The 6,288-nt window shown below is 75.3% G+C and carries 5 protein-coding genes; 2 read left to right on the forward strand and 3 right to left on the reverse strand.

The annotated features are described in order from the left end of the window. Positions 1-117: 117 nt before the first annotated feature. Positions 118-2,457 carry an NADP-dependent malic enzyme gene (locus tag DT057_RS23060; protein WP_128564448.1) on the reverse strand — a complete coding sequence of 780 codons (2,340 nt, stop codon included), beginning with the start codon at positions 2,455-2,457 and terminating at the stop codon, positions 118-120. 93 nt (positions 2,458-2,550) lie between these two features. Between DT057_RS23060 and DT057_RS23065 the strand changes: the two genes are divergently transcribed. Next, positions 2,551-3,171 (forward strand): CatB-related O-acetyltransferase, encoded by a 621-nt coding sequence (locus tag DT057_RS23065; protein ID WP_128564452.1) that lies wholly within the window; start codon positions 2,551-2,553, stop codon positions 3,169-3,171. Between the two features lie 120 nt (positions 3,172-3,291). Here the strand turns inward: DT057_RS23065 and DT057_RS23070 are convergent, their stop codons facing one another. After that, positions 3,292-4,971 (reverse strand): thiamine pyrophosphate-dependent enzyme, encoded by a 1,680-nt coding sequence (locus DT057_RS23070; RefSeq protein WP_128564449.1) that lies wholly within the window; start codon positions 4,969-4,971, stop codon positions 3,292-3,294. A 205-nt stretch (positions 4,972-5,176) separates the two neighbouring features. On the opposite strand from DT057_RS23070, the gene DT057_RS23075 reads away from it, so the two are divergent. Further along, positions 5,177-5,650, forward strand: a complete 474-nt coding sequence (locus DT057_RS23075) for an Lrp/AsnC family transcriptional regulator (protein ID WP_238314121.1) — start codon at positions 5,177-5,179, stop codon at positions 5,648-5,650. Positions 5,651-5,672: 22 nt separating this feature from the next. Here DT057_RS23075 and DT057_RS35575 read toward each other — a convergent pair. After that, positions 5,673-6,288 (reverse strand): P-loop NTPase family protein (locus tag DT057_RS35575; RefSeq protein WP_162501478.1); only part of this gene is annotated, 616 nt, incomplete at its 5' end.

The following is a 6,288-nucleotide window of genomic DNA, read 5'->3' on the forward strand; positions in this document are numbered from 1 at the left end:
CGTGAGCAGCACCCCGGCCGCCGTGAGCAGCCCCCCGGCCGCCGCGCGGGCGGCGCCCGGCGCCGGTTCGCCGGCGGGCGGGGTCCCCTGGGGCGCTGTCCGCCCGGGCGCGGGCGCTCAGCCCGAGGTCAGGGGCGTGCCGGCCTCCGCCGTGCTCTCCGGCGCCGCCGCGACGCCCGCCTCCCCTTGTGCCTCCACGACGGCCGCGGCCGTGATGTTGACGATGCCGCGGGCCGTCACCGAGGGCGTGAGGATGTGGGCGGGCTTGGCGGGGCCGAGGAGCAGCGGGCCCACCGGCAGCGCGTCGGCGAGCGTCTTCGAGAACTGGAACGCGATGTTGGCCGCGTCCAGGTTCGGCATGATCAGCACGTTGGCCTCCCCCTTGAGGCGCGAGCCCGGCAGCACCCGGTCGCGGATCTCCTGCGACAGGGCGGTGTCGGCCGCCATCTCGCCGTCGACCTCGAGGTCGGGCGCGCGCGCGCGCAGGATCTCGAGCGCCCGGCGCATCTTGCGCGCCGAGGCGGTGTCGAACGAGCCGAAATCGGCGTGGCTGACGAGGGCGATCTTGGGCGAGAGGCCGAAGCGCCGGGCGGTCTCGCCGCACGCGATGGCGACGTCGGCGATCTCCTCGGCGCTGGGATCGGGCCGCACGTGGGTGTCGGCCAGGAAGTAGGCGCCCTTGGAGGTGATGATGAGGCTCACGGCCGCGAAGTCGTGGGCGCCGGGGGCGAGCCCGATGATGTCGCGGATCGCCCGCAGCTTGCTCTCGAACCGGCCCTCCAGGCCGCAGACGAGGGCGTCCGCCTCGCCCTGGCGCACCATCAGCGCACCGATCACCGTGGTGTTGGTGCGCACCAGCGTCCGGGCCGCGTCCGGCGTGATGCCGCGCCGGCCCGCGAGCTCGACGTAGCGGCCCACGTAGGCGCGGTAGCGCGGGTCGTCCTCGGGGTTGATCAGCTCGAAGTCGCGGCCCGCCCGGATCGCCAGGCCGAAGCGCTTGAGCCGCGTCTCGATCACGCTCGGGCGCCCGATCAGGATGGGCTGGGCCAGCCCCTCCTCGGTGATGGCCTGCACGGCGCGCAGGACCCGCTCGTCCTCGCCCTCGGCGTAGACCACCCGGCGCGGGTCCTGCTTGGCCTTGGTGAAGACCGGCTTCATGATGAAGCCGGAGCGGTGCACGAAGCGGTCGAGGGACTCGGCGTAGGCGGCGATGTCCGGCAGCGGCCGCTTGGCGACGCCCGATTCCATCGCGGCCCGGGCCACCGCCGGGGCGATGCGCAGGATCAGCCGCGGGTCGAACGGGCTCGGGATCAGGGAGTGCGGGCCGAAGGGCCGGGCCTCGCCGCCGTAGGCCCGGGCCACCACGTCGGAGGGGGTCTCGCGGGCGAGCCCGGCGATCGCCTTCACGGCGGCGGCCTTCATGGCCTCGTTGATCGTGGTGGCGCCGACGTCGAGCGCGCCCCGGAAGATGTAGGGGAAGCACAGGACGTTGTTGACCTGGTTCGGAAAATCCGAGCGCCCGGTGCAGATCATCGCGTCCGGCCGCTTCTCCTCCGCGAGGTTCGGCATGATCTCCGGGTAGGGGTTGGCGAGCGCCATGATCAGGGGCTTCTCGGCCATCGCCTCGAGGAGCTCGGGCTTGAGCACGCCGCCGGCCGAGAGGCCGAGGAAGACGTCGGCGCCCGGGATCACCTCCGCGAGGGTGCGGGCGCTGGTCGCCTGCGCGTAGACCGCCTTCCAGCGGTCCATGAGCGTCGACCGGCCCTCGTAGACCACGCCCTCGATGTCGGTGACGAAGATGTTCTCGCGGCGCGCGCCGAGGGAGACGAGGAGGTTGAGGCAGGCGAGCGCCGCCGCCCCCGCCCCCGAGGTGACGATCCTGACCTCGGGCAGCGCCTTGCCGGCGAGCTCCAGCCCGTTGAGGACGGCGGCCGCCACGATGATGGCGGTGCCGTGCTGGTCGTCGTGGAAGACCGGGATCTGCATCCGGGCCCGGCAGCGCTCCTCGACCTCGAAGCACTCGGGCGCCTTGATGTCCTCGAGGTTGATGCCCCCGAAGGTCGGCTCGAGGGCCGCCACCACGTCGACGAGCTTGTCGACGTCCTTCTCGGCGAGCTCGATGTCGAACACGTCGATGCCGGCGAACTTCTTGAACAGGACCGCCTTGCCCTCCATCACGGGCTTGGAGGCGAGCGGGCCGATGTCGCCGAGGCCGAGCACGGCCGTGCCGTTCGAGACCACCGCGACGAGGTTCTGGCGCGTCGTCAGGGTCGCGGCCTCCTCGGGGTCGGCCGCGATCGCCTCGCAGGCGGCGGCGACGCCCGGCGAGTAGGCCAGCGCCAGGTCGCGCTGGTTGCCCAGCGGCTTGGTGGGCTGGATCTCCAGCTTCCCGGGCCGCGGATGACGGTGATAGAACAGCGCGCCGCTCTTCAGATCGTCCGAAATGTTGCCGCCCACCGCGCTCTCTCCTCGGATCGTCCGCGCTCCGTGCCCCGCCCGCGGGCTGGGACGCCCTTCCGGTCGCGTGGTTGCCCGGGCGTGAAGGATTTCCTGCACCGCCTGCGGCAGGGGCGCAACCCTCACAACGAGACCCGCCTGCATCTCGCCAAGCTCGCCGCCCGCCACGGCTACGCCATCGCGCCCTACTCCTACGGCAGGCCCAAGGTCCGCTTCCCCGAATCCGGGGCGCGGCTCTCCATCGGCCCCTACTGCTCCATCGCCGACAAGGTCGAGATCCTGCTCGGCGGCAACCACCGCACGGACTGGGTCGCCACCTACCCGTTCGCCGCCATGGCGGGCCTGTGGCCGGACCTCGCCGCGCCGGGGGATTACCACGCCTCCCGGGGCGACGTCGCGATCGGCGCCGACGTCTGGCTGGGCTCGGGCAGCCTGATCCTGTCGGGCGTCACGGTCGGCCCCGGCGCCGTGGTGGCGGCCCGGGCCGTGGTGACGCGGGACGTGCCGCCCTACGCCATCGTGGGTGGCAACCCGGCCCGGGTGATCCGCCACCGCTTCCCGCCGGAGGTGGCGGCGGGGCTCGTCGAGACCGCCTGGTGGGCCCTGCCGCCGGAGCGGGTGCGGGCGCTGGTGCCCCTGCTCCAGAGCGGGCGGGCGGCGGAGCTGGTCGCGGTGCTGCGGGATGGGGCGGGGGCCGCGGACGGACCGCCCTGACGGCCGCGGGAGCCCTTGGCGGGCGGGGACGACGGCGGTCCCGGGCCCGCGCCCGTCATCTCGGCCCCGACCCGGGCGCGCGGGGCCTCCACGCCCGCCGGATCCGTTCGCGGCCGCCCCTCACCCCACCGGCGCCGGGTGGATGAAGGGCCAGGGCGAGGCCTCCGTCCCCCGCTCGACCGCGACCACGATCAGGGCCGGCCGGCCCGCCGCCAGGGCCGCGGCGAGCGCCGGTCCCAGGTCCTCCGGCGAGTCGACCCGGACGGCGTCGACCCCGAACGAGGCCGCGAGGGCGACGAAGTCCGGGTTGTCGAGGACCGCCCCGATCACCCGGCCGCCGTAGCCGGTGTTCTGGTCGCGCAGCACGTTGCCGTAGGAGTGGTTGTCGAACAGGACCGTGACGAGGCCGATGCCCTCCTGGGCGGCGGTGGCGAGCTCCTGGACGGCGAACAGGAAGCCGCCGTCCCCCGTCACCGAGACCACGGCCCGGCCGGGATGCGCGACCTTGACCCCGAGGGCCGTCGGGAAGCCGAAACCGAGCGTGCCCTGGTAGCCCTCGGAGACGTAGGTGCGCGGCGCGTAGACCGGGAAGCCGAAGTAGGAGGCAAAGCCGACCTGGGACAATTCGCCGACGAAGAAGCCGTCCCGCGGCAGGGCCGCGCGGATCGCGTCGAGGTAGGAGAGCTGGGGCTGGACGACCCCGATCGCCGCCCGCGCCTCCCGCTTCGCCGCGGCGACCTCGGCGAGGCGGGCGCTCCGGTCGGGGGCGCCCCGCCCGCCCCGCAGCCGCCGGACCGCGTCGAGGAGCGCGCGGGCGCCGTCCTCGGCGTCGGCGACGAGGCCGACCTCGGGCACGAGGCGGCCGTGCTCCTCCGGGTCGATGTCGATCCGGATCAGGGCGGGCGACGGGCCGGGCTCCCGGACGTAGGTCATCATCCCGCGCCAGCGCATGTAGGGCATCTCGAGCCGCGAGCCGATGCCGAGGAGCGCGTCGGTCCCCGGCCAGAGCCGGTAGGCCGCGTACGAGGAGGCCCCGAGGGGATGGTCCTCCGCCACGATGCCGCGGCCGCCCCGCAGGGCGGCGACCGGGGCCGCGAGCGCCTCGGCCAGCGCCAGGACCGCCACGGAGGCGTGCTGGGCGCCGCTGCCCGTCATGATCATCGGGCGGCGCGCCGCGACCAGGATCCGGGCCGCCCGCGCGACGGCGTCCGCGTCCGGGCGCGGCCGGGCCTCCGGGACGGCGGGCGGCAGGGCCCGGACGGGCGCGCGCGCCGCCATGACGTCCCACGCCATCTCGACCGCCACCGGCCCGGGGCGCCCGCCGAGCATCCGCCGGAACGCCTCGTCGATGACGGCGGGCGCGTCCTCGACGCGCTCGACGCGGGCGGACCACTTGGTGAGGGAGCGCAGGGTCGCGAGCTGGTCGGGCAGCTCGTGCAGGTGGCCGCGCCGCTGGCCGAGGAACCCGGACGGCACCTGCCCGGTGATGCACAGGACGGGCGCGTTGCAGCCGTAGGCGGTGGAGAGCGCGGCCGCGGTGTTGAGCACGCCCGGCCCCGGCACGACGGCGTAGACGCCGGGCCGGCCGGTGGAGCGGGCGTACCCGAAGGCCATGTAGCCGCAGGCCTGCTCGTGGCGGGCGCCGCAGGTGCGGATCCGGTCGCCGCGCCGCTGGAGCGCGTCGAAGAACGGGTACATCTGCGCCCCGGGCAGGCCGAAGACGGTGTCGACGCCGTTGACGATCAGCGCTTCGACGAGGGCCGCGCCGCCCGTCGTCGCGTCCGTGTGCTCCGACCCCATGGCGCCGCGCCCTCCCCGGCGAGCGGGCCCCGCCCGCCGCCAGGGCAGCATACGGGCCCGGGGCCGGCGATTCTTCGCAAAATCGGGTGCCCGGGCAGCCCGGGGCGCGGGCGCCGCGCACGGAATTGACGCGGCGCGCGGGATTCCCGCATGCTCGGGAGGGCTCCCGCGATCCCGGACGGGCGGTCCCGGGAGGCGGCGCGCCGTGCAGCTGGATGCCTTCGACGTGCGGATCCTGTCGACGCTCCAGCGCCGGGGCGACATCAGCCACGTCGAGCTCGCCGAGGTCGTGTGCCTCTCGGCGAGCCAGTGCGCCCGCCGCCTCGACCGCCTGCGCCGGCAGGGCTACATCGAGAGGGTCGTCGCCCTCCTCAGCGCGGAGCGGCTGGGGTTCGGCGTGATGGCCCACACCCTGATCAGCCTGCGCACGCACGACGAGGCCCACAACGCCGCGTTCCACCGCTTCGTCCGCGAGGCCCCGGAGGTCGTCGAGTGCTTCGCGCAGACCGGGGACGCCGACCTGATCATGAAGGTCGTCGCCCGGGACCTCGGGCATCTCAGCCGCTTCTTCGACACGCTGATCGCGGCGACCGGGGGCCTGGCGGCGCTCCGCTCGGGCATCGTCCTCAAGTCGATCAAGCGGACGACGGAGCTGCCCCTGGGCGGACCCGCGCCGTGAGCGCCGCGCGGCCGCCGGGGTCTCAGGCCGAGCGCCGCAGCGGGTAGGCGGGCATCGCCACCGGGGCCGGGACGTGCTCCTGGGCCACGATCACCTCGGGGGCGCCGGCGGCCTCGGCGCTCTCGAACAGGGCGACGAGGCGGGCATCGTCCGCCTCGGCGGTGGTGGCGATCACCACGGCGTCCATCCAGGCCGCCACGGCGCCGACCAGGGCTTGCGCGGCCGGCGCGAACCCGTCGTCGAGGCAGCAGACGACCCAGTCGTAGGTCTCGCCCAGGGCGTCGAGGGTGAGGCCGAGGCCGTCCCGCTCCGAAACGAGGAGCGCGGGATCGCTCGCGCCCCGGCCGATGACGTGCAGGCGCGAGCCCGGATCCGGCTGGATCGCGTCCCGGAAGGCCGAGCGGCCGGCGATGAGGTCCGTCAGCCCCGGATGCGGGCCCTCGCCCCCGCGGTCGAGGCGCACGACGAGCGCGCGGGCGCGCCGGGCCACCGCCCGGCCGAGGCAGCGGGCGAGGCCGTCGAGGTCCGCCGCGCTGCCGGTGCCCACGAGCAGCACCCGCCGGCCGTCCCCGGCGGTCTCGACCGCGGCGAGGCGGGCCACCAGGGCGTCGAGGTCGTAGGGCGCGTCCGCGCCGGCG

It is taken from the genome of Methylobacterium crusticola (assembly GCF_003574465.1).
Taxonomy (GTDB): domain Bacteria; phylum Pseudomonadota; class Alphaproteobacteria; order Rhizobiales; family Beijerinckiaceae; genus Methylobacterium; species Methylobacterium crusticola.